We start from the raw sequence: 20,963 nt of genomic DNA, 5'->3' as shown, positions 1-20,963 counted from the left end.
GCCATGATTCCCCGCGTGTTGTTCGAGCATGAACACGAAGAGTTCCGTAGTACCGTGCGCCGCTTTCTGAGTGAAGCGTGCATGCCGTTTCACGAGCAATGGGAACAGGACCGTTGCGTGCCGCGCGAGATCTGGCGGCGTGCCGGTGAGCTCGGCATGCTCAACGCAACAACCCCGGAAGCCTACGGTGGCATGGGGTTGGATCGGCGCTTTTCGATGATCGCCTCCGAAGAAATTGCCTTTGCCAACACCACCGGCCTGAACGGCTTCTCGGTACATGACATTTGTGCCGGTTACTTCATCAACTTCGGCACTGAAGCCCAGAAGCGTCAGTGGCTGCCGAAAATGGCCAGCGGTGAAGCCATTGCTGCCGTGGCAATGACCGAACCCAATACCGGTTCCGATTTGCAGGCGGTGAAGACCCGGGCGGTGCTCGAGGGGGACGAGTACGTCATCAACGGCGCCAAGACCTTCATCTCCAACGGTACTAACTGCGACATCATTGTTGTCGTGGCCAGGACCGGCAACACCGGCAAGGGGTCGCAGGACATCTCGCTGATACTGGTGGAGGCTGACCGGCCGGGGCTGAGCAAATCCAGGCCGCTGAAGAAGGTCGGGTTGCATGCACAGGACACCACCATGCTGTTCTTCGAGGATGTGCGTGTACCGCGAGCGAACGTGCTGGGCGACGTACCCGGGCAGGGTTTCATTCAGTTGATGAGGGAACTGGCCTGGGAACGCCTGGCCATTGCAGTCAGCAGTATTTCCGGTGCTCAAGCGGTCCTCGATCACACCATCGATTACACCCGTGGCCGCACCGTATTCGGTAAACCGATCATCGATCTGCAGAACTCTCGTTTCAAACTCGCCGACCTCAAAACCGAAATCACCGTCGGCCAGACCTACGTCGATCGCTGCATGGAGCTGTGCCTGAGCCACACACTGACCAGCGAGGCAGCGGCAGCCGCCAAGCTGTATTGCTCGGAACTGTATTCGAAAGTGGTTGATCAGTGCCTGCAACTGCATGGTGGCAACGGCTACATGCTCGAGTACCCGGTGGCCCGGCATTACCTGGATAGCCGTGTGACGCGCATCTATGGCGGTGCCAACGACATCATGCGGGAGTTGGTCGCGCGCACCCTGTGAGGTCGGTGTCTATCAACCGTAGTTGAGGTTGCAATCAGTGGGGCCCTGTAACGGGTCCCACTGTCTGGGGGAATTCGCGCGTGTTCAGCCAAGCCACTCGTGCAGTACTTCGTCAGTGTGCTCGCCACGCTCAGGCAGCGGGCCAGGCCGGCCTGCCGGGGTAGCGCTGAAACGAGGCGCAGGGTTGGCCTGGAGCATACCACTTTCGCGGTCGAATACCTTGCGTGCCTGCAGGTGAGGGTGGTCCGCCGCCTCGTCCAGGTTCAGCACGGGGGCGAAGCAGGCATCAGTCCCTTCCAGAATCGCACACCATTGTTCGCGGGTACGCTGGGCGAAAATCGAAGCGAACTTCTCGCGCAGTTGCGGCCAGGTGCGAGGGTTGTAGCCGTTAGCGGTTTCCGGATCGTCACCCAGGCCGATCAGTTGCCGCAGTACCGCGTAGAAACGCGGCTCCAGCGAGCCCACGGAAATATAGTTACCATCGGCACATAGATAGGTGTTGTACCAGTGCGGACCGTCGAGCCCGCTCTGACCGCGCTCGTTGGGCAACTGACCGCCAGCCTTGGCGCTCAGCAACAGATTCTGCATATGCGCGCAGCCATCGACAATGGCGGCATCGATGACCTGACCCTGGCCTGTGGCACGGGCGTTCATGACGCCCGCCAGCAAACCGATGGCCAGGTACAGCGCCCCGCCACCGACGTCGCCAACCAGGCTGGGCGGCGCAATGGGCGCCTGGCCTGGCTGGCCGGCGTACCACAGCGCGCCAGCCAGCGCGATGTAGTTCATGTCATGGCCGGCCGCTTGCGCCAGTGGCCCATCCTGACCCCAGCCGGTCATGCGGCCATAGACCAGCCGTGGATTGCGCTGCAGACAGACATCCGGTCCCAGGCCCAGGCGCTCCATGACTCCGGGACGCATACCTTCGATCAAGGCATCAGCGTGCTCGACCAGGCGCAGTACTGTCTGAATGCCTTGCGGACTTTTCAGATCCACGCCGACGGAGCGCTTGCCGCGTTTGTAGATAGCCCCTTTGCCCATGTCGATTTCGTCGGCAGTCTGCTCGCCGCGTTCGACCAGCACCACATCAGCGCCAAGATCAGCGAGCAGCATTCCACAAAACGGGCCAGGCCCCAGCCCTGCGATCTCAAGAATCTTGAGGCCGGACAGCGGCCCTTGTTTGGTCTGCATAGTGCGCTCCGGTATACGTTGTGTATTCGCCGATCATAGCGATCGGAGCAAATAACCAACCCCACTCATGGAAGGTGGGTGTGTGGCTTGAGAGGGTAGACGGCAGCCGACCACCACTGAGTTGTGACGTACCACACAGCGTCGCTTACGGTGCAGTTGAACACCTTTCCTGGCCTCTTCAAACTTTCCTTTGGCTAACCCAGCAAAGTTAACGTTTCATGGAAGGAATCGACCCCGCGGCCGGACGGCGAGCGCATGCTGATCATCGGCGGCGCCGGAGAACAGGTCACCCTGAATTCAGCTGTTAAAAGAGGCTGAACGGATAATCAACAAAGACGCGTATCTCGTTGCCGTCCTCGTTGTAGTCGCGAACATCATTCGAAACCCGCAGCCAGGAGCTGCGCAGCCTCAATTTCAGGTCTTTGGCCGGGCCGCCTTGTATGACGTATTGCAGCTGATTGAACAGTTCGCGCTCCGTGCCGCTTGCGTTGCCGACCTGGATATCGCTGCCGCGCAGGTAAGCAATCCGGTACGACAGCCCAGGTAGGCCGTAGGTTGCCAAGTCTATGCCATAGCCAAAGTGCCATGATCGTTCACCTTGTGCATTGAAGTCGGACCAATAGGAGTTGGAGAGAAAAATCGTGCCGCCGCCATCGCCCACGTACCCCGCGCTTTGGTAACCGCCGTAAACATACCCGGCGTCGCCAGTGCTGCGTTGCTGGGCCAGGGTGAACTGATGCGCACCCACTGCATAGGTCAATGCCGCGCTCCAGATCTTGTTGTCTGTACCGGTCCCGAGCGAATCGGCAAAGGTTCGGTCGATGTCGGTTTTGTAGCCATTGAAGTCGAGCGTCACGGATTGTCGAGCATCAAGGGCAATGACCTTGGAAGCCCCCAAGTAGTAGCGTTTAAGATGATCCTTCACGTCAGAGGCATAGACGCTGATCGATGACGACGCAGAGATGTCGTAGCGGCCACCGAGCACATTGATTTCCTGCAAGCCACCGTTGTCGCGGCCGTTGGCGCTTTTGCGCGCCTGCGCGGTGAAATGCCCGGCCGTGAGGGTGGTGTGCGCCAGCGCGTCGGAGGTGACCATCCACCCGGTAAAGCTTTCGGGCAACAGTCGTGAGTCATCCGTGTTCAGCACTGGCAGAGCGGGCTTCAGGTCACCATAGCGAAACACAGTGTTGGCAACCCGCACCTTTATTGAGGCGCCTGCCCGGGCAAGATCTGGTGCCGGGTGGCCAGCAGCATCCTGTTTGAAGAAGTCGATGCCATTGGCCCCGGAACGTCCAGCGCCGCCATCGAGTCGCACAGCATAGGTGGCGAAGCCATCGATACCGAAGCCAACGGGGCCGTTGCTGAATCCCGACTGCAAATCAGCGATTGCCGCCTGACCCCATTCAGCTTTGTCTTGCCGGCCATTTTTATAATCACGACTTATGTAGGCATTACGTAGCAGAACAGTGAGGTGACTGTCTTTTATCACGTCAAGGTCGGCGAATGAGTCCTGCGCATGCGTTTGAAGCGAGATCATTGCCACGCTCAACGCCCACAGCACACGGATTATTTTCATAACGCACCTGGTAGTTGTATTTATTGGAAGGTAACGCTGAAACAGGTAGCCCTCGCTGCCACTGCCTTGTGTCTGCACACAAGGCAGTGGCTACACGATCAAGGCTTGTCTTCGACGATCACGGTGGGCGATTGCACGCCGTTGAGCGGGTGCAGGCCGGAGATTTTCCGGTAGGCCAGGTAGAGACCTAGCAACCAGACGGGCAAGATCAGTACCGAGATTTGCACGGCGGGTATGAACGCCATGGTCAGCAGAATCCCCAGCACTGAAGCGATACAGAAGTAGTTGCTCAAGGGTGACAGCGGCGCAGCAAAGCACTGCTGTTGTACCGCACGCCGGGCTTTCTTGAATTTCAAGTGGGTGAGGCTAGTGAGCACCCAGTTGATCACCGTGATGGAGACGGCGAGGGCCATTAACAATTCAAGGGTGCCATTGGGGTAGAGGAAGTTGAGCCCGACGGCCACGACGGTGATGATCGCCGTGACGATCTGCGCGTTCACAGGAATGCCATGCTTGTTGAGCTTCAGCAGTTTCGCCGGGGCGCTGCCCTGTTGCGCCAGGCTGTGCAACTGGCGCGTGCTGCAATAAACCACTCCGTTGTAAACCGATAGCGCAGCCGTGAGCACCACGAAATTCAGAATGTCAGCAGCGTGGGTACTGCCGATCAGACTGAGGATTTTTACAAACGGGCTGGCGCTGTAGGCATCGCCGCCTGAGTTCAGCGCATCAACGAGACTGTTCCAGGGGGTGAGGGACAACAGCACGACCAGCACACCGATGTAGAAAATTGCAATCCTGAAAAGCACCTGGTTGACGGCACGGGGAATGGTTTTTCTTGGATTCTCGGTTTCTCCAGCAGCAAACCCGACCATCTCCAGCCCACCAAAGGCGAACATGATGAACGGCAACGCCAGCACGATCCCGGAAATGCCATGGGGCATGAACCCGCCATGAGACACGAGGTTGTTCACGCTGGCACCGGGCACCGAGCCTGTACTGAGCAAGTACACGCCGAAACCGATCATCAACACGATGGCCACGACTTTGACCAGGGAGAAGGCGAATTCCACTTCCCCAAAGACTCTGACATGGAGCGTGTTGAGGAGGTTGATGAACAAGAAGAATCCGGCGGCACTCATCCAGAGCGGGATATCCGGGAACCAGTAATGGATGTATTTACCCAATGCCGTCAGTTCGGCCATGCCGACCAACAGGTACATCGCCGCATAGTTCCAACCGGCGAGAAAGCCAAAGAAGCGCCCGCAGTATTTGTCTGAAAAGTGGCTCAGGGAACCGGACACCGGTTCATCAACGAGCATTTCGCCCAATTGCCGCATCATCAGGAATGCGATCAGACCGGCGAACGCATAGCCCAGTATCGCAGCTGGGCCAGCCGCTTGGATCACGCCGGCGCTACCGAGGAATAGCCCGGTACCGATTGCACCACCGAGGCCGATCATCTGGATGTGACGTCCAGAGAGGTTGCGGCGAAGCTGTTGCTCTGGTTGTTGTGGTCCGCTCATGTTTCCTCACTATATTTGTTATATCGCGAACGCAGGTCACCCCTGCGCCGCAAAGGTTGAGGGCAGCGTAAAAGTGCGTTGGTGTGTTCAGTAGGCGCCGGACAGCAACTCGCCGAAGCCGTCAATACGGGTCGGCAAACCCAGTTTCTTCAACATCTGGTAAGTGGTAGCGATCGAGGACGACAGCACCGGGATCTTTTCCCGGTCTTCAATGATCTGCACCGATTGCAGCGAGGGCATCTGCACACAGGCAGAGGCAATGATTGCGTCGACGTTGTGGGTGATGAGCTTCTTGGTGATCTCCGCCGGGGCCAAGGGTGACCGGTTGGCGACCTCAAGGTTGTCGGCAATCTCCAGGGAGATGCTGTCGACAACCTCGATCCCTTCGTTTTCGATGTAGTCGATGACCAGCCGGGTCAAGGGTTTCATGTAGGGCGTGAGCAGGGAAACCTTCTTCGCCCCCAAGGCTTTGATGCCTTCGACCAGGGCGCCGGCGCTGGTAACCACCGGGGCGGCTGCATTGTTCTCTACGGTGCGACTGTGCAGGCGCTGCTCTGATACGCGGTGATAGCCCAAGCCCATGCTCATGATTGCGACCAGGCAGGCATAGCCGAGCACGTCGACTCGGGCATCCGAGAGCTCCAGGGCGCAGCGATCACTGTCGCTGTCCATGCGCTTGAGTTCTTGCGCGGTCACGTGCTTCATGCGCATGCGGCTTGAGTGAAAGGTGAAGCGCTCCGGATAAACGCTTTCCCGAACACGCAGCATCTGCGGGATCTCGGTCTCCATGGTGGTGTTGGAACTGGGGACAATCTGGCCAATACGGATAATCTTGCTAGCTTCCACGCGTGTTACTCCTCTGCAATAACCGATGGCTCGAAGCCTTCAGCGCCGGGCCGGGGGGATTGCTCGACGAACTGCACGGGGCTCAAGGCGCGGCGGTTGACGGTGAGCCCGAATATGTCGAAGCGGTTGTAGTGTCCGGTGATGTCATGCATTTGCCGGGGCTGGATGCACCGGGCCAGATCAATGTCGGCGTAGGCGATACCCTCGCGGTCAATGAGTGGCTCGCCCAGCACCCGCCCGTCTGGGCCCAGAAAGCCGCTGAAGGCACTGTTGGGACGGCTCAGCAGCTGGCGGGCAGCGGGATTGAGCGTCTCCATGTGCTCGATGATTTCCTCGGAGATCGTTGAGCAGGAAACGATGGTGAAGACCTTGCCTTCGAAGGAGTGGGCGGCGGCCCGTACCTTGATTGCATCCGCCATGTCATAGTCAGGCGGTGCGACCGGCAAGGCGATGTAGCTGGCGACATGAACCATCTCGCCCTGGGCGAGCAGCGCGAAGCGCGCAAGCGTGTTGGTGTTTTCACCGCAGGCCAGCGACCCCAGTGCACCGACACTGGTGCGATGAACCTGCAGGGCAGAAGCATCGCCTGCGGCCCAGGTAAGTTTCTCTGCCCAGGTAGGCACCAGTTTTCTGTGCGCGCCCAGTACCACGCCCTGATCGGAAATGGTCACAAGGGTGTTGTAGAGCGTGCCGACACTGTGCGCCGCGCGCTCGTTCACGCCGATTACCACGTTAATCTTGTAACGGGCTGCGGCGGTGGCCAGCTTGGCGATTTCCGGCCCCGGGATCTGGATCGCCGTCCTCACCAGTTTTTCAAACCAGGGGCTTGCTTGTAGCGGGTTGGCAATCCAGCTCCAGTAGGGGTACCCGGCAACGAACACTTCAGGGAAGGCAATCAGCTTTGCACCGTTGTCTGCGGCCTGTTTCATCAGCTCGACAGCTTTATCCAGGGTCGCTTGCACATCCAGGAACACGGGGGATGTCTGCACCGTTGCGGCGCGAAACTCATGAAAATCAGACACAGCTACCTCCGGTAGGAAAAAGGGCCACGAGGCCCGCTCGGTCAGCGATCGCGGCCTGCACGCGGGTCGTTACCCACGGCAACCACCGGGTTGCGCAAGTAGCCAATCTGCTCGATCTGCGCCTCAATGATGTCACCGGGCCAAACCCACTCCTGGGGCGTGCGGCCTGCGCCAACGCCTTCAGGCGTGCCCGTGGCGATGATGTCGCCGGGTTCGAGGGTGATGCCCTTGGAGATATCGGCAATCAGCGTTGCGACATCGAACAGCATGTGGCGGGTGTTGGAGCTCTGCTTGATGACGCCATTGACCTTGAGGCTCAAGTCGAGTGATTGAGGGTTGTCGATTTCGTCCGCCGTCACGATTACCGGCCCGAATGGCGCGTAGGTATCCTGGCCTTTTGAATAGATCCATTGGCCTGCGCGGCGGCAATCCCGGGCGCTCATGTCGATCATCAGGCTGTAGCCGAAGACATGCTTGAGCGCGTGCTCAGCGTGCGTGCGCTTGGCGGTCGTGCCAATGATCACCGCCAGCTCCACTTCCCAGTCCAGTTGATGGGTGATTGCCGCGTTATGCTCGATGGCATCGCCAGGCCCGATGACCGTGGTTGGCGGTTTGGAAAAGATCACCGGTTCCTTGGGCAGCTCCTTGGCGGTATCCAGCGATTCGCTCGACTCCGCGACATGCTCCACGTAGTTCAGGCCGATACCGAAGATGTTCTTGCGCGGCCGAGGGATCGGCGCCAGCAGTTTTACCGTCGACAGCCCATGACTGACACCGGCAGGCAGGTCGTGTTCATAGCGGGCCAGCAACCTGTATGCGGCCTGAAGGCCGGGACGGCCCAGGTCAATGAACGCCAGCATGGAGTCTGGCAGTGGCTCGCCGGCGTGAGTGGACAGCGCGTGCAGGTCAATGACCTGATCGCCAACAAGAACGCCCAGGATGGCGGGCGCGGATACGTCAGTTCTATAGGTAACCAGTCGCATGACTAACCTCTTAACGGCAATTGACGAAAATCAAACCAGGGGTTGCTGACCGTGGTTGTCGAGCAGACCTTCCTCCCGGTACAGCCCCAGAGCGGTGATGACGGGCAGATCGTTGAAGCAGAACAGGCAGGCGTCTTCGCTCGCACTCAGGTTGACGTGCTCGTGCCAGGCCCAGGATGGAACACAGAAAATGTCGCGCGCTTGCCAGTCGAAACGCTGGCCGTTGATGACCGAGTAGCCGTTGCCCTTGGCGACCTGGTACAGGAAGCTGCCGGTATGCCGGTGGGCTTTGCCAACGAAGCCAGGCCGCAACAACTGCATGCTCGCGCCGATCGTGGGCATGACCGGGCCGCCGGTTACCGGGTTGGTGTAATGCATCAGGGCGTCGTCATAGACGCTGCCTGGCGTGCTTTGCGAAAAGCGTCGCAAGGCGTCGTACGTGCTCTGCCACTCGTACTTGAACAGGGGGGAGTAGGGCTTGCTCCAGCCGACGTTATCCGGCCTCAGGCTGTTCGCCCCCCAAATCGCCGAGGAGTCGTTGAGTGGAAAGCCAACGGCTTGCGCCAATTGCGGATGGACCTCATAAAAACCAGCCTCCAGGGCATTGACCAGGGGGATATCAAGCCCGTCCTGCCAGATGCAAACCTCGCCATCGGCCTCGACTCCGTGCTCATGCCACGTGCCGTTGGGCGTGAGCACAAAGTCATTTGCACCCAAGGTCATCTTGTGACCGTCAACAATGGTGTAAGCGCCGCGCCCTTCCATGATGAAACGCAGGGCCGATGCAGAATGCCGGTGTGCCGAGGCCGCTTCGCCGGGGTGCATGACCTGCAAGCCTGCATACAGCCAGCCCACCGCAGCAGAAACCTGCTGGCGCCCGGGGTTGTTCAGATAGATCACCCGCCGCCCGGCTTTTTCGGGTGTGACCAGCTCCACGGAGCGCAACACTTGGGGCCGCAGTTGCTGATAGCGCCAGAGCACGGGAATCGACTCCGAGCGCGGTTGCCAGGGCTCGATCTTGTTAGCCACTGTCCATAACGCCCCGGTGTTCAATGTCTCGAGCGCCTGGTAATAGGCCACGAGCTCAGGCGTTACATCGACATCAGCGCGACCGGCAACCGCTTCGCGGTGCTGTCCGTAATCAATGTTTTCCATTGCTTTCTCCATTCGCTTAATACTTCACGTTGCTCGCTGACAGGCGCGATCAGCCAAACGCCGGGCAGCAGAAACCCATCGCCTCGTAATCAGGGACGAGGCGTCGAGCGAAGGTAATGACGGTGCTAGGAGTTAGGTAAAGTCGCGGCGCTGTTGATGGGCAGGTTTATCCCAGGCGCGGGTGTCCATGATCAGTTTGATTTCGCTGATCAACTCGCGCACATCCTGTTCATTGTTATACAAGGGAGCGAAGCCAAAACGCATGTAGTCAGGTGTGCGGAAATCACCGATGTAACCGCGCAACGCCAGTTCCTGCATGATCCCGTAGCCCTGGTCATGCCGCAGCGAGACATGGCTGCCGCGTTTTTCGGCCTCGCGGGGCGAGGCCAGGTGAAAACCAAAGCTGTCGAGTTCGCTGTCGACGCCGTCGATGAACTGCTCGCTCAGGACTACGCTACGCGCGCGGATTTCTTCCATATCAACGCCATCGAACTCATCAAGCGCCTTGGACAGGGCCGACAGACCGATGACCGGGTTGGTGCCGCAGAGGAAGCGGGCCACACCTTCAGCCGGTTTGTATTCCTGGCTGAAATCGAACGGACGAGCGTGTCCGAACCAGCCTGCCAGGGGTTGCTCGCAGCTGTCGAGATGCCTGGCCGCGGCGTAAAGGTAGGCGGGGGCACCTGGACCGCCGTTGAGATACTTGTAGCCACATCCCACGGCGAAGTCGACATCGTCTGCCTCAAGGTTGCAGGGCACGCCGCCGGCCGTGTGGGAGAGATCCCAGACAATAAGCGCACCGACATCGTGCGCCAGTCGGGTGTACTGGCCCATGTCATAGATCTCGGCACTGCGGTAATCGACATGGGTCAAGACGACGGTTGCGACTTGCACATCCAGGTGTGCAGGAATCTGCGCCGCAGGAACCGCAACCACGTTGAGGTCAAACAGCCTGGCAACTTGATAGACGATGTACAGGTCTGTGGGGAACGCGTCAGCGTCGGTGACGATGGTGCTGCGCCCGGGGCGCAGCCGCACTGCGCTGACCAGCACTTTAAAGAGGTTTGCCGAGGTCGAGTCGCACGCCACTACGTGGGCGGGATTGGCGCCGATCAGCCGCGCGACCTTTTGCCCGACAGTCTGCGGCAGCAAGCGCCAATCGGCCTGGTGCCACGAACGAATCAACCCCTCGGCCCATTGCTTTGTCACCACGTCGTTGACATAAGGTGCAACAGCGTCAGGCATCAAACCGAGGGAGTTACCGTCGAAATAATGGACGCCTTCAGGAACATGAAAGCGTGCCCGTGTGTGTTCGAATTTGTTCATACCCATTCCCCAATAAACAGCCGTTTTTACGCGCCCAACACCGTTCTGATCGTCCACAGCTCGGGAAAGAAACGATGCTCCACGACCTGTTTCAGCCAGCCGACACCCGCCGAGCCACCGGTCCCGGGTTTGAAGCCCAGAATGCGTTCGACCGAGGTGAAGTGCCTCCAACGGTACTGCGCGAAAAGATCGGAGAACTCGATCAGGCATTCGCCGAGTGCGTAGAGTCTGTTTTCCGGGCGGGGCGTCTCATAGACCTGTAGCCAGGCCTGTTCCACGCCTTCATTGAGCGTGTAAGTTTCACTCCAGTCGCGCTCCAGCGCTGAAAGCGGAACGGCGATCCCCTGGCGATGAAGCAGGGCCAGAACATCGTCGTACAAACTCGGTTCGTTCAACGCCTTGAGCAACTGCGGATAGACATCCGGGTTGTTCTCGTGGGCCTTGGCCAAAGTGATCGACTTGTTACCGAGGATGAACTCAACGTGGCGGTACATGTACGACTGTTGCCCGGAGGAGACGCCCAGACAGTTGCGAAATTCATTAAAGCCCTCGGTTGTAATGGTGGACAACACATCCCAGGACTTGATCAGGTACTCAAATAACTTTTTGATTCGAGGAGCCAGTTCCAGAGCACCTTCAATATCGTCATTCTTGATCCGTTGTTGCAGGTTGTAGGCTTCATAGTGGATCGCCTTGAAAATGAGTTCCTTGGTTTGCGTCATGATGATGAACACCATCTCATCATGGCCCTCGCTGCGCATGTTTTGCAGGCTCAGCAGCAGGTCATTGCGGTGGTAATCGATGTACGGATTGCTCTTGCCGGCAAATGCAGTCAGCGGCTCACCGTCAGTGGACTTGACCGTCTCATTGCGTGAGGCGTTGGTTGAAATACTGATGTTTCGCACCAGGCTGAGCTCCAGCTCAGGCGCGCGGACCTCGGGGATGATTCGTTTGCGTTGAATGCTCATTTCAATTTCAGGCTCGCTAAAGTGACACTCAGTAATTGGCTGTCTGGTTTGTCAAACTCAAACAGAATGTCGAAATGATCGACGTCGTTAATTTGATAGCAACCGATACTCACACCTTGCTCGAGAAGGTAATTCGAATAGGTTTCGCTCTGGAGTTTGAACGCCTCGGTTTCGTGCTCGCCGTAGCAGACCGTCACCGGGAATGGCGTCGTGGCCCGCTGTAGCCCCGGGCTGAGCCCGGTGGCCGAGCGCACATCCAGGTGCAGCGGTTCATTGATGTAGGTCTCCACCAACGGGCGCAGGTCGTAAATACCGGAGATCAGCAAGCCCGCGTGTATGGGGCAGGAGGGGGTGCCGAGGCCTTTCCAGTCGACGTGCATCATCATTGCGCACAGGTGGGCACCGGCTGAACTGCCGGCCACCACGATGGGCAGGCCCGGGTGCTGTTGGTGGATTGCCAGGATCGCCGCAGCGCACTGCGTGATCATCTCGGCAATGCTGGCGCGGGGGGCGAGGGTATAGTTGACCGCGGCATAGGCCCAATCGTGCTGCAGGAATGGTCCGGCCATGAAACAGGCGTCAAACGCGGACAATGCCTGCCAATATCCGCCATGAATGAACACCAGGACGGCTTTCGGCGCGCCATGGCCAGGCTCAAACAGCAGGACATACTCCTCGTCCGTCAGGCCGTAGGCGATCTGTCGATTCGGGTAGCGGTGCAGTGCCTGTTCGCTTTGCGATGCGTACAGCTGAACGGTACGCTCGTAACACCTCGCGGCAGTACTGGGCGAGTAGGCTTGTTCAAGGTCGCTGGATTTATTATTTGTGTTCATGACACCTCCCTTGTTGTGCCCAGTTTATGCCTGGTGCGCAGAACGTTTTTTTCTATTTCTGCCTGATAGAGATGCCTGCCGGAAATGATTTTGCTGATCGGAGGCTTCTGGCGTAAATTCATCTCTTTGCCAACCAGCGCATCCGAATTTGTCCATCGAGGCCTGTCATGAGCGAGACGTTATCCCCGTTTGACCTCAGCATTCTGGCGAACCTGCAGACCGATCCGAGAATGTCGATGACCACCCTGGCCGAGCGTATGAACAGCTCGGTATCGCCTTGCTGGCGACGGGTCAAGCGTATGGAAGAGCAGGGGATTATCCGCGGATACACCCTGCAACTGGACAGAAAGGCGCTGGGCCTGGGAATCGAGGCATTTGTCTTCGTCAACATCACCTCGCACCTTGAAAAGGACGCGGCCGAGTTTGAAGCATCGCTGCACTCGATCGATGAAATCCTCGAGTGTTATATCCTCTCGGGTAACGAGGACTATTTGTTGAAGATTGTCGCGGCGGACCTGGATGCATTTGCAAGTTTCAGCCGCAAGGTCCTCGCAGCTCTTCCTCATGTCGAAGAAGTGCGTAGCGCCTTTGTCATGCACAAAATCAAACAGAGCAACAGGTTGCCGCTACCGCGCAGCTGACTTTAACCACGAACTCGAAAGGCGTGCACTGCCTCGCCCCTTTCTGGGGCGTCGACACTGGCAAGTGCACTATCAGCGACCACTGAATGCGAGCCCGGCATCACCTCGATGTCGCTGAGGTACGCGTTGAATCACATCGAACAGCCGAATCTCTACACCGGAACCATTGGCATGCATCCTGCCTAGAGGTTCAGCCGTTCGATGTCATTTCACTTTGCATCGACCGCCGTTCAAGGATGTGACCGGCACATCCTTTTTCCTGCAAGGAGGCAGGCCGATGACGTTGGTAATGGAAAATCTGACCCGCTTTGAGCGAATTGAATGCTCGAGGGTCAATGCCAGTGGTGCCCGCTACCCCAAGCATACCCATGAAGAATATGTACTCAGCGCGAACCTTCGCGGAGTTGAGCGGATCTGGTTCAACGGCAAGCAGCAAGCCGTGTCAGCGGGCGAGGTGACGCTGTATAACCCGATGACCGTACAGGCGTCGGAGTTCTGCGGCGAGGGCGCGCAGTTCATCAGCGTGCATCTGGATGGCCAGCAGGTGCGCAGCATTCTCGACCAGACCGCGAGCAGCAATGGCCTGCCCACGTTCCAGGAGGGCGTGATCCACGACAGTGCGCTGTTCGGTTCTATTCTCGACCTGCATGAGCAGCTGGACGCCAGCGGCCGCGACGAGGCGTTGCTGGTGCTGTTCAGTGAACTGGCGAGGTTTCGCAGCACGCCCGAGAACGCCGATGAGCCACTGCGGGTGGCACACTTGATCCGTTTCATGAAGGCCAACCTGTACGAAACGATCGAACTTGAAGACCTGTGCGCCGAAGCCAATCTGTCCAGGTTCCATCTGGTGCGAAGTTTCAAGACCCTGAAAAACCTTCCCCCGATGCAATATTTCAAGCAGTTGCGCCTGATCGAAGCGCGTCGGCGTCTGCGCCTTGGCGATGCACCGGCACGCATTGCAGTGGACCTGGGTTTCTTCGACCAGGCCCACCTGAGCAATGCGTTTCGCAAAGTGATGGGCGCCTCGCCGTCGAGCTACAGCTCAATGCTTGGCGCAGTCGGGTTGCCGACAAACTCGGCATAGCCGGTCACCACCACATAGACCGCGAAGTAAGCAAAGATCAACGCCGAAGCGATGTAGGTATACCTGATCAGATTTTGCCCAAGCAGCCGTCCACCCTGGGACGCCAGCAGGCACAGGACAAAAGCCCAGAACACCCCGGCGGCGAAAAAGCCGCTGAGAAATAGCCCGGCGCTGGCGATGTCCGAACCTTGCCGGGCAATGATCGCGCCACCCACCGCCGCGAACCAGAGGATGGCCGTGGGGGAGGACATCGCCAGCATGATGCCGCGGGAAAACAGCGCCAGGTTGCTGTCGCCCCATTGTTTGCCGGCGGCGTCAGGATCGCTGGTCCTGGCTTTGAGGGCACTGAGCAGCATCTTCAGGGTGAGATAACAGAGCACCGCCGACCCGCCAATCCACAGCACCCAGCGCACCCACTCGATCTGTAGCAGGATGGCCATGCCGGCCATGGCCAGGATGGCATAGATCAGATCGCCAACGCAGGTCCCGAGCCCCAACCAGACGCCCTGCGCCACACCGCGGTGCATCGCCAGGGTAATCATCGCCATATTGGCCAGGCCGATCTCCAGGCACAGTGAAAGGCTCAGCAGAAAACCGTTAGTGAACTGCATTGCAGGATCCTTCGAGAATGTGTTGTGTGTAGCCGAGCGTGATGTCGCAGGTGCCCAGGCCGAACTGCAGGTCGCCTTCGATGCGATGCGGGCAATACTGCCCGATGAAGCGCTCGAACTGCTCCAGATCAGCGGTCAACGCGGCGTTGATCAGGTCCTGGGCAATGGCGCGCATGGCCACAACAAAGCCGTCGGTGTCGACCGTCAGACCACTACTGGGCGTACCACCGATCACCCCGGCGTCCTGCAGAAGGCGTAACTGGATGTAGGCCGACCCGGCATCGGGGAACTGCCGCGGCCCGCGGCGCAGGTAACGGAGCAACTCCAGCACATACATGCGGATCAATTTCGCCGGTTCCAGCGCCAGGCTACTGGCAATACGCTCATCGACACTGAGCAGAAAACCGAAAACGTCGGCCAGCGCTTCCTGAATCACCATCGAGCCCCAGCGGTCATGCTTGCTCAACTGACCGAAACGGGTTTGTGCCAAGACGACGGAGTGGCCAAGATCATGGCCCCGGAACCAGGTGATCAGGTAGCGCTCAACCTCATCCGGGGCGGGCAGATCCGAGGCCTGCCAGTTGAACAGCGGGGCTTGCTCCAAGGCGATCTTGTCGTAGAGATTACGGTAGGTATTACTGAACACGATGGTGCGCTTGACGGGTGAGTACTTGACCCCTTGGTCTTCGGGCATGAAGTAGGCGAAATGCTTGGGAAAGTAGTTCGCCTCGCCGGCAATCCCGAACAGGTCGACAATCTTGTAGGCGCAATGTGGCAGCGCCTGCAAAGGCGCGTGCAGCGTACTGGCCAGGCGCTGCAGGGCTTCGCTGAAATGCTCGTCGACACAATCCGACACGCGCTGCAGGGGCCTGTTGGGCGTGCCGAAAAAAGCTGAGTAGAACATCGCTCGCGACTTGCCCAGCCAGGTCGACAGCGGCCCCACATGACAGACCAGTTCCTGTTCATCCAGCCCCGCCAGTGCCTGGCTCATGGTCGCAAACGCATCACCACCCATCAGCCCTTCGGCAATGAAACCAACCGCCTGGCTTGAATCGACGTCTTGCAGGTGTGCGGAAACCGCGCCTAAACGGCTAGCGATGGACTTTTTCAGTTCATTCTCCACGCGCTGTTGCGGATCGCTGCAGTTTTGTACGCTGCGCAATGCATCTACCTGAATCAGGATGTTGCCGATCTGCTCAATCAGCGCGGGGGGCAGGGTGCCAGGCACGGGTAATTCAACCGTGCGAATGACATGCTGCCGACGAGGGGGCCAGAAAATTCCGTTCATTGTGGTACTCCTTGGAAAGGAGTCCATCAAAGCAGTTGGCCATCATCGGTTATTGGAAAAAATTGCTCATTGTTCGACATCGGGACTGCACATTTCTCGCCTCAGCGCAGCTCACAACAAAGGTCCGGGAATAGGTTAGAGTGCGCCTCAGTTATCAATCGTTGTTTGAACAATGAATCGTCCGCTGTTTGTTTCGCTAGACGGGCCCAAGGGCACCGGCAAAACCACACTGTTGGAAGCCATTACCAAAGTACTGAGGGCCGACAACAAAAAAGTGATCCGGCTTTGCGAGAAAAAAAGCGATCCCTACCGGGGTGAAACAATGGTCCTCGTGAACCAATTCGTCAGAAACCCCAGTCGGGATCTGGAGTTGGGCGTTTGTGAGCGCTTTGCCGATAGCCGTACCTGGATTTCCCGGCACGTGCTGACTAAACAGCCAGCTGACAGCATCATCCTGATCGATCGCTGGTACCCGTCGGATGCCGCGTTTCGCCGGATGGTGCCGTTTGCAGAAATTCTTCAACTGAACATGGATCGCAACGTGCAAGTGCCCGACCTGCATGTCGGGGTTGTCACCGACCCTGAAATTTCCTGGGCGAGGGCAGCGGCACGCACGCGCGGGTTGAGCAGTACGGTGATGCACAGGCTGGAAGAACATGTCGCTTCTACCAGGGCGTTCGAGCGCGCGGTTGCAGATCACGGCTGGGTGCTATGCCGTAATGAGGGAACGGTCGAAGAGGCTACGATGCAGGTGGTTTCCGAGATCTATAAAGTCCTTCCAGCACTGCAGCGGCAATCTTATTTGCTTTAAATGTAAAACATTCGCATTTATACTGCGCGGCCACGCCTTCCCCATGGCATCCGTTTCGCGCAGGTCATCGTGCAGGTCGAGCCTCCCAAACCCACACTCCTGGCAGCACTGGTTCGGCATTATGACGAGCTGGTGGATCATGTTCGCCGACGTTTCGGTGAGCGGGTCTTCGCCCGTGAGGTGGTACACGACTTGTGTGTGCAGTTGCTTGAACAGGATGAAAAACAAGGTGTGCGCACGCCAGTGGCCTTGTTGCGCAAGATCGCCCACGATATCGCGATCAGCCGCTACCGGAGCGAGCGTCGACGCCAGGCTTGGGTTGTCGGCGTGCCGACATTGCCTGACGTCGTCAGTGGCGCTCCGAGCCAGGCGCGTCACATTGACGGCGAACGCACCTTGGCGCTGCTGACGGAGGCGATTGCCAATCTGCCGCCGCGCTGTCAGATGGTGTTCGTGATGCACAAACTGCATGAGCTGCCACAAGCAGAAGTGGCCGAACGCCTGGGCATTTCCCTCAAAACCGTAGAAAAGCACCTGCGCCTCGGCATGAGCGCTTGCCGCGCACACCTGGGTACGGAGCTACTGCCATGAGTCGCAATTCAAACAGATCCAAGGATTACAGCCAGGAAGACGAGGCCATTGCCCGGTTTCGCGAGGACCTCAAGCAGCGCTTTCCGCTACCCCCTGCAACGCCAGCCAAGAACAAGCGCGGAACAGGCAAAGTGCTTGGGGCGCTACTGTTGGCAATCGCTGCTGGCGTGGTCTGGTTCGACCCCGCATATAGCACACAAGACCTGATCAGCCAGATCGGTCAACGCCAGGCGCTGCAGTTGGCCGATGGCAGTGAGGTGCTGCTCGACAGCGACAGCGAGATGACCATCAGTTGGCACCTGCGCTCGCGTCAGGTTGTGCTGAAACGAGGGCAGGCACTGTTCCAGATCTCGCCGATGGTGTATCGCCCGTTCCTGGTCGATGCCGGGGGGGCAGGGGTGCGCGTGGTCGGCACCCGCTTCAACGTCAATCGGTATGAACAGGATGTGCAGGTCACCGTGGCTGAGGGTAAGGTAGCTGTCCGAGGGGGCGTCAGCGACACGGTTGCGTTGCTCGAAGCGGGCCAGCAATTGCGCGTGCGAGAGGGTATCCCGGGTCAGGTGACGCGGGTCAACGCCGATGATGTCAGCGCCTGGAAAGACAGCCGCCTGGTGTTTGAAAGTACCCCGCTGGCCGAGGTCATCGCCACGCTGCAGCGCTACCACCGCCAGCCGATCACGCTCATGGACCCGAGTATTGCCCGCTTGCCGGTGTCCGGTGTGTTCGACAGCGACCATGTCGACCGCCTGCTGGCGCTGTTGCCCGACATCCTGCCGGTGAGTGTTTCCACCGCAGCCGATGGTGTGGTGCTGATCAAATCGCGCAACACGAAAAAATAATCGTCGACCGAGGTAGGGTTACGCGGCTGTGCTGGCGGCTATCTCCATGCAACCTTACTTTGTGGAGAATAAAAACGTGAGTCAGCCCTTCCTGCGCCTGTCTTTGCTGACCAGCAGCCTGCTGCTCAGCCAATGGTCGTTGGCGCAATCCGCACCGGTCGATTTCGATGTACCGGCCACCTCGCTGGAGAAGTCCCTCAACGCCGTCGCGCGCCAAGCGTCGGCACAGATCCTGTTCGCCAGTGACATCACTGCCAACAAGACTGCACCCGCGCTGCGGGGCCGCTATACCGTGCAGGAAGCGCTTGAGCGGTTACTGGGCAAGAGCGGGCTGACCGCCCAGGAGCGTGACGAGCACACTTATCTGGTAGTACCGGGCACGTCTGGGGATGTCACCGAAGCTGGTGCTGGCGGAGCTGAAGCGGTGGAGCTGGCGAGCCTGGAGATCAGCTCGTCGCGCCTGAACAGCGATCTGGTGCCGCAAGCCCGGCAGGTCAATGTCATCGAGCGCGAGCAACTGCAGCAGTTGCGCCAGGGTTCCGATGGGCTGGCCACCTTGCTGGCCAAAAGCATTCCCGGTATGGCCGACTCCAGCCGCACCATCACAGATTACGGCCAGACCCTGCGCGGACGTACCATGCTCGTGCTGGTCGATGGCGTTCCGCTCAACACCAACCGCGATTCCTCACGCAACCTGGCGAACATCGACCCGGCGCTGATCGAGCGCATCGAAGTGATCCGTGGCAGCAGCGCTATTTATGGTGCCGGTGCAACCGGTGGCATCATTTCCATCACCACGCGTCCGGCCGGTGGTGAACCGCGTGCGCAGACCACCTTGACCGCCGTATCGCCCCTGAGTGAACTGGACAGTGATGGTCTTGGCGGCCAGTTGCAGCATCACCTGTCCGGCTCTCAGGGCCAGGTCGATTACGCCATGGACTTCGGCGCGCGACACATTGGCGCCTCCTACGACGCCAACGGGCACCGCATCGCGCCAGAGCCCAGCCAGGGCGATCTGTTTGACTCCAATACGTACAACATCGGCGGCAAACTGGGGCTGCGCATCGATGATGTCCAGCGCATCCAGCTGTCTGCCAGCCACTACAACGCCGAGCAGAATTCCGACTATACCTCCGACCCGTCTGTTGCCAAGCTGCCGCCAGGCACGGTGCCAGCGAAGCCGATGTCCGGCCTGTCGCTGGACGAGCAGAACCAGATCAAGAACACGCTGCTCAACCTTGAATACGCGCACTCCGACATTCTCGGCGGCTCCTTGAATGCGCAGCTTTACTACCGGGACTACTTCACCCGTTTCACGCCGTTTGATGCACGGGCGGTGGCTACCCGTGGCCGCAATGTCGATCAGGTGATGCAGAACAGCGAGGTGTACGGTAGCCGGATCACCCTGCGTACTCCGCTCGGCAACGAGGGCAGTACCGAGCTGCTATGGGGTGCCGACTTCAACCAGGAGCGCAGCGACATGCCGATCGACATCTTCGATCCGCGCATCTACGACGCGAGCGGGGGCAGGGTGTTCGACAAGATCGGCAAGCTGACCTACATGCCCGACCTGACCTCACGCAGTGTCGGTGGCTTTGCCCAGCTTCAGCACAAGTTCAATGATCACTGGTCGATGGAAGGCGGCGTGCGTTACGAGTACGCGACCGCCGAATACGATGACTTCATCCCGCTGTCGGAGTCGACCGCCGCGCAGCCGGCCACCGTCCAGGGCGGCGAGGTGCATTACGATTCAGTGCTGTCCAACCTCAGCGTGACCTACTCACCGGTGGCGGGCCAGGAAATCTATGCCGCGTTCAGCCAGGGCTTCCAGTTACCCGATATTGGCGTGCAGCTACGTAATGCCCGCCGCGGGTTCGATATTGACTCTTCGAACCTGGAACCGGTGAAAACCAACAATTACGAGCTGGGCTGGCGCGGCGCAGTGGGTGAGCAGACGCTGGCGTCGCTGGCGCTGTTCTACACCACCTCGAAACTGGGGGATGTGCAGAGCTTCAACAACGGCTTGATCCTGACCCGCACCAAAGAGCGGATCTATGGCGTCGAAGGCAGCGCCGACTGGCTGACCAACGATGAGCGCTGGGGCGCCGGTGGCACCTTTACCTGGATGAAGGGCCGGGAACAGCCGGACGGCGGTGACTGGCAGGACATGACCGGGTATCGCATCCCACCACTCAAGCTGACTGCCTACGTACAGTTCAAACCTAGCGACGCTTGGAGCAACCGCTTACAAGCCACCTATTTCGACGGTGAAGATTATCGTCTGAATGGCGTTGCCAGTTTCGGTCGGCGCGAGGTCGATAGCTACACCACCGTAGACCTGATCAGTCAGTACCAGCTGAGTGAAGACGACCAGGTTAGCGTGGGGGTTCAGAACCTGTTTAACCGGAGTTACTACCCGCTATACAGTCAATTGATGCGCAGCAGTACCAACACCAGTCATTTGCCGGCACCTGGGGCTGTGTTGACGGCGACTTATACGCATCAGTGGTAAAAGGCAGCGAAGCCAGG

19 protein-coding genes are annotated in these 20,963 nt (G+C 58.9%); 7 read left to right on the top strand and 12 right to left on the bottom strand.

The window, feature by feature from the left end; translation table 11 throughout:
* Nucleotides 1-3 precede the first annotated feature (3 nt).
* Nucleotides 4-1,146: an acyl-CoA dehydrogenase family protein gene (locus ACO6VD_RS16235; RefSeq protein ID WP_422420531.1), complete on the top strand. Its 1,143-nt coding sequence runs from the start codon at nucleotides 4-6 to the stop codon at nucleotides 1,144-1,146.
* Nucleotides 1,147-1,230: 84 nt separating this feature from the next.
* On the opposite strand, the gene ACO6VD_RS16230 is transcribed toward ACO6VD_RS16235, so the two are convergent.
* The 10 genes from ACO6VD_RS16230 to ACO6VD_RS16185 form a co-directional block, all read right to left on the bottom strand.
* On the bottom strand, nucleotides 1,231-2,337 hold the full coding sequence (locus ACO6VD_RS16230; protein WP_422420529.1) for a CaiB/BaiF CoA transferase family protein: 1,107 nt from the start codon (nucleotides 2,335-2,337) through the stop codon (nucleotides 1,231-1,233).
* A gap of 304 nt (nucleotides 2,338-2,641) precedes the next feature.
* Nucleotides 2,642-3,913, bottom strand: a complete 1,272-nt coding sequence (locus ACO6VD_RS16225; RefSeq protein WP_422420527.1) for an OprD family outer membrane porin — start codon at nucleotides 3,911-3,913, stop codon at nucleotides 2,642-2,644.
* Between the two features lie 98 nt (nucleotides 3,914-4,011).
* Nucleotides 4,012-5,436, bottom strand: coding sequence for an amino acid permease (locus ACO6VD_RS16220; protein ID WP_422420525.1), 1,425 nt, complete (start codon nucleotides 5,434-5,436; stop codon nucleotides 4,012-4,014).
* Nucleotides 5,437-5,523: 87 nt separating this feature from the next.
* Nucleotides 5,524-6,282, bottom strand: coding sequence for a maleate cis-trans isomerase family protein (locus ACO6VD_RS16215; protein ID WP_422420523.1), 759 nt, complete (start codon nucleotides 6,280-6,282; stop codon nucleotides 5,524-5,526).
* A gap of 5 nt (nucleotides 6,283-6,287) precedes the next feature.
* The gene (locus ACO6VD_RS16210; RefSeq protein ID WP_422420521.1) at nucleotides 6,288-7,304 is read right to left on the bottom strand and encodes a carbon-nitrogen hydrolase family protein; all 1,017 of its coding nucleotides are present in this window, start codon (nucleotides 7,302-7,304) and stop codon (nucleotides 6,288-6,290) included.
* Between the two features lie 41 nt (nucleotides 7,305-7,345).
* The gene (locus tag ACO6VD_RS16205; protein ID WP_422420519.1) at nucleotides 7,346-8,287 is read right to left on the bottom strand and encodes a fumarylacetoacetate hydrolase family protein; all 942 of its coding nucleotides are present in this window, start codon (nucleotides 8,285-8,287) and stop codon (nucleotides 7,346-7,348) included.
* 30 nt (nucleotides 8,288-8,317) lie between these two features.
* Nucleotides 8,318-9,442, bottom strand: coding sequence for a cupin domain-containing protein (locus ACO6VD_RS16200; protein WP_422420517.1), 1,125 nt, complete (start codon nucleotides 9,440-9,442; stop codon nucleotides 8,318-8,320).
* A gap of 132 nt (nucleotides 9,443-9,574) precedes the next feature.
* Nucleotides 9,575-10,768, bottom strand: coding sequence for a kynureninase (gene kynU / locus ACO6VD_RS16195; protein ID WP_422420515.1), 1,194 nt, complete (start codon nucleotides 10,766-10,768; stop codon nucleotides 9,575-9,577).
* 26 nt (nucleotides 10,769-10,794) lie between these two features.
* Entirely contained in the window at nucleotides 10,795-11,736 is a 942-nt protein-coding gene (locus ACO6VD_RS16190; RefSeq protein WP_422420513.1) for a tryptophan 2,3-dioxygenase, read from the bottom strand.
* On the bottom strand, nucleotides 11,733-12,569 hold the full coding sequence (locus tag ACO6VD_RS16185) for an alpha/beta hydrolase (protein WP_422420511.1): 837 nt from the start codon (nucleotides 12,567-12,569) through the stop codon (nucleotides 11,733-11,735). Before ACO6VD_RS16185 ends, ACO6VD_RS16190 begins: the two co-directional genes overlap by 4 nt.
* Nucleotides 12,570-12,736: 167 nt before the next feature.
* Here ACO6VD_RS16185 and ACO6VD_RS16180 point away from each other — a divergent pair, with 167 nt between their 5' ends.
* The gene (locus ACO6VD_RS16180; protein ID WP_422420508.1) at nucleotides 12,737-13,210 is read left to right on the top strand and encodes an Lrp/AsnC family transcriptional regulator; all 474 of its coding nucleotides are present in this window, start codon (nucleotides 12,737-12,739) and stop codon (nucleotides 13,208-13,210) included.
* A gap of 277 nt (nucleotides 13,211-13,487) precedes the next feature.
* Complete coding sequence (locus ACO6VD_RS16175; RefSeq protein WP_422420506.1) at nucleotides 13,488-14,294, top strand: AraC family transcriptional regulator; 807 nt, start codon at nucleotides 13,488-13,490, stop codon at nucleotides 14,292-14,294.
* Here ACO6VD_RS16175 and ACO6VD_RS16170 read toward each other — a convergent pair.
* Entirely contained in the window at nucleotides 14,246-14,905 is a 660-nt protein-coding gene (locus ACO6VD_RS16170) for a LysE family translocator (protein ID WP_422420504.1), read from the bottom strand. The genes ACO6VD_RS16175 and ACO6VD_RS16170 overlap by 49 nt on opposite strands.
* On the bottom strand, nucleotides 14,892-16,193 hold the full coding sequence (locus ACO6VD_RS16165) for a hypothetical protein (RefSeq protein ID WP_422420502.1): 1,302 nt from the start codon (nucleotides 16,191-16,193) through the stop codon (nucleotides 14,892-14,894). The genes ACO6VD_RS16170 and ACO6VD_RS16165 overlap by 14 nt, the downstream gene beginning before the upstream one ends.
* 172 nt (nucleotides 16,194-16,365) lie before the next feature.
* Between ACO6VD_RS16165 and ACO6VD_RS16160 the strand changes: the two genes are divergently transcribed.
* From ACO6VD_RS16160 to ACO6VD_RS16145, 4 genes are all read left to right on the top strand, one after another.
* Entirely contained in the window at nucleotides 16,366-17,004 is a 639-nt protein-coding gene (locus ACO6VD_RS16160) for a dTMP kinase (protein WP_422420500.1), read from the top strand.
* A gap of 69 nt (nucleotides 17,005-17,073) precedes the next feature.
* Nucleotides 17,074-17,595 (top strand): RNA polymerase sigma factor, encoded by a 522-nt coding sequence (locus ACO6VD_RS16155; RefSeq protein WP_422420498.1) that lies wholly within the window; start codon nucleotides 17,074-17,076, stop codon nucleotides 17,593-17,595.
* Nucleotides 17,592-18,434, top strand: coding sequence for a FecR family protein (locus ACO6VD_RS16150; RefSeq protein ID WP_422420496.1), 843 nt, complete (start codon nucleotides 17,592-17,594; stop codon nucleotides 18,432-18,434). The genes ACO6VD_RS16155 and ACO6VD_RS16150 overlap by 4 nt, the downstream gene beginning before the upstream one ends.
* 76 nt (nucleotides 18,435-18,510) lie before the next feature.
* Nucleotides 18,511-20,946 (top strand): TonB-dependent siderophore receptor, encoded by a 2,436-nt coding sequence (locus ACO6VD_RS16145; RefSeq protein ID WP_422420494.1) that lies wholly within the window; start codon nucleotides 18,511-18,513, stop codon nucleotides 20,944-20,946.
* Nucleotides 20,947-20,963: the final 17 nt, after the last annotated feature.

Source organism: Pseudomonas sp. GZD-222 (assembly GCF_049310525.1).
Taxonomy (GTDB): Bacteria; Pseudomonadota; Gammaproteobacteria; order Pseudomonadales; family Pseudomonadaceae; genus Aquipseudomonas.
The sequence above is the reverse complement of the archived record's forward strand: the minus strand, read 5'-3'. Positions and strand labels throughout refer to the sequence as shown.

Bases quoted from the DNA above. Each gene is read 5' to 3' on its own strand.
- ACO6VD_RS16235 (WP_422420531.1), top strand. From the start codon at position 4: ATGATTCCCCGCGTGTTGTTCGAGCATGAACACGAAGAGTTCCGTAGT.
- ACO6VD_RS16230 (WP_422420529.1), bottom strand. From the start codon at position 2,337: ATGCAGACCAAACAAGGGCCGCTGTCCGGCCTCAAGATTCTTGAGATC.
- ACO6VD_RS16225 (WP_422420527.1), bottom strand. From the start codon at position 3,913: ATGAAAATAATCCGTGTGCTGTGGGCGTTGAGCGTGGCAATGATCTCG.
- ACO6VD_RS16220 (WP_422420525.1), bottom strand. From the start codon at position 5,436: ATGAGCGGACCACAACAACCAGAGCAACAGCTTCGCCGCAACCTCTCT.
- ACO6VD_RS16205 (WP_422420519.1), bottom strand. From the start codon at position 8,287: ATGCGACTGGTTACCTATAGAACTGACGTATCCGCGCCCGCCATCCTG.
- ACO6VD_RS16200 (WP_422420517.1), bottom strand. From the start codon at position 9,442: ATGGAAAACATTGATTACGGACAGCACCGCGAAGCGGTTGCCGGTCGC.
- kynU (WP_422420515.1), bottom strand. From the start codon at position 10,768: ATGAACAAATTCGAACACACACGGGCACGCTTTCATGTTCCTGAAGGC.
- ACO6VD_RS16190 (WP_422420513.1), bottom strand. From the start codon at position 11,736: ATGAGCATTCAACGCAAACGAATCATCCCCGAGGTCCGCGCGCCTGAG.
- ACO6VD_RS16185 (WP_422420511.1), bottom strand. From the start codon at position 12,569: ATGAACACAAATAATAAATCCAGCGACCTTGAACAAGCCTACTCGCCC.
- ACO6VD_RS16180 (WP_422420508.1), top strand. From the start codon at position 12,737: ATGAGCGAGACGTTATCCCCGTTTGACCTCAGCATTCTGGCGAACCTG.
- ACO6VD_RS16175 (WP_422420506.1), top strand. From the start codon at position 13,488: ATGACGTTGGTAATGGAAAATCTGACCCGCTTTGAGCGAATTGAATGC.
- ACO6VD_RS16170 (WP_422420504.1), bottom strand. From the start codon at position 14,905: ATGCAGTTCACTAACGGTTTTCTGCTGAGCCTTTCACTGTGCCTGGAG.
- ACO6VD_RS16165 (WP_422420502.1), bottom strand. From the start codon at position 16,193: ATGAACGGAATTTTCTGGCCCCCTCGTCGGCAGCATGTCATTCGCACG.
- ACO6VD_RS16160 (WP_422420500.1), top strand. From the start codon at position 16,366: ATGAATCGTCCGCTGTTTGTTTCGCTAGACGGGCCCAAGGGCACCGGC.
- ACO6VD_RS16150 (WP_422420496.1), top strand. From the start codon at position 17,592: ATGAGTCGCAATTCAAACAGATCCAAGGATTACAGCCAGGAAGACGAG.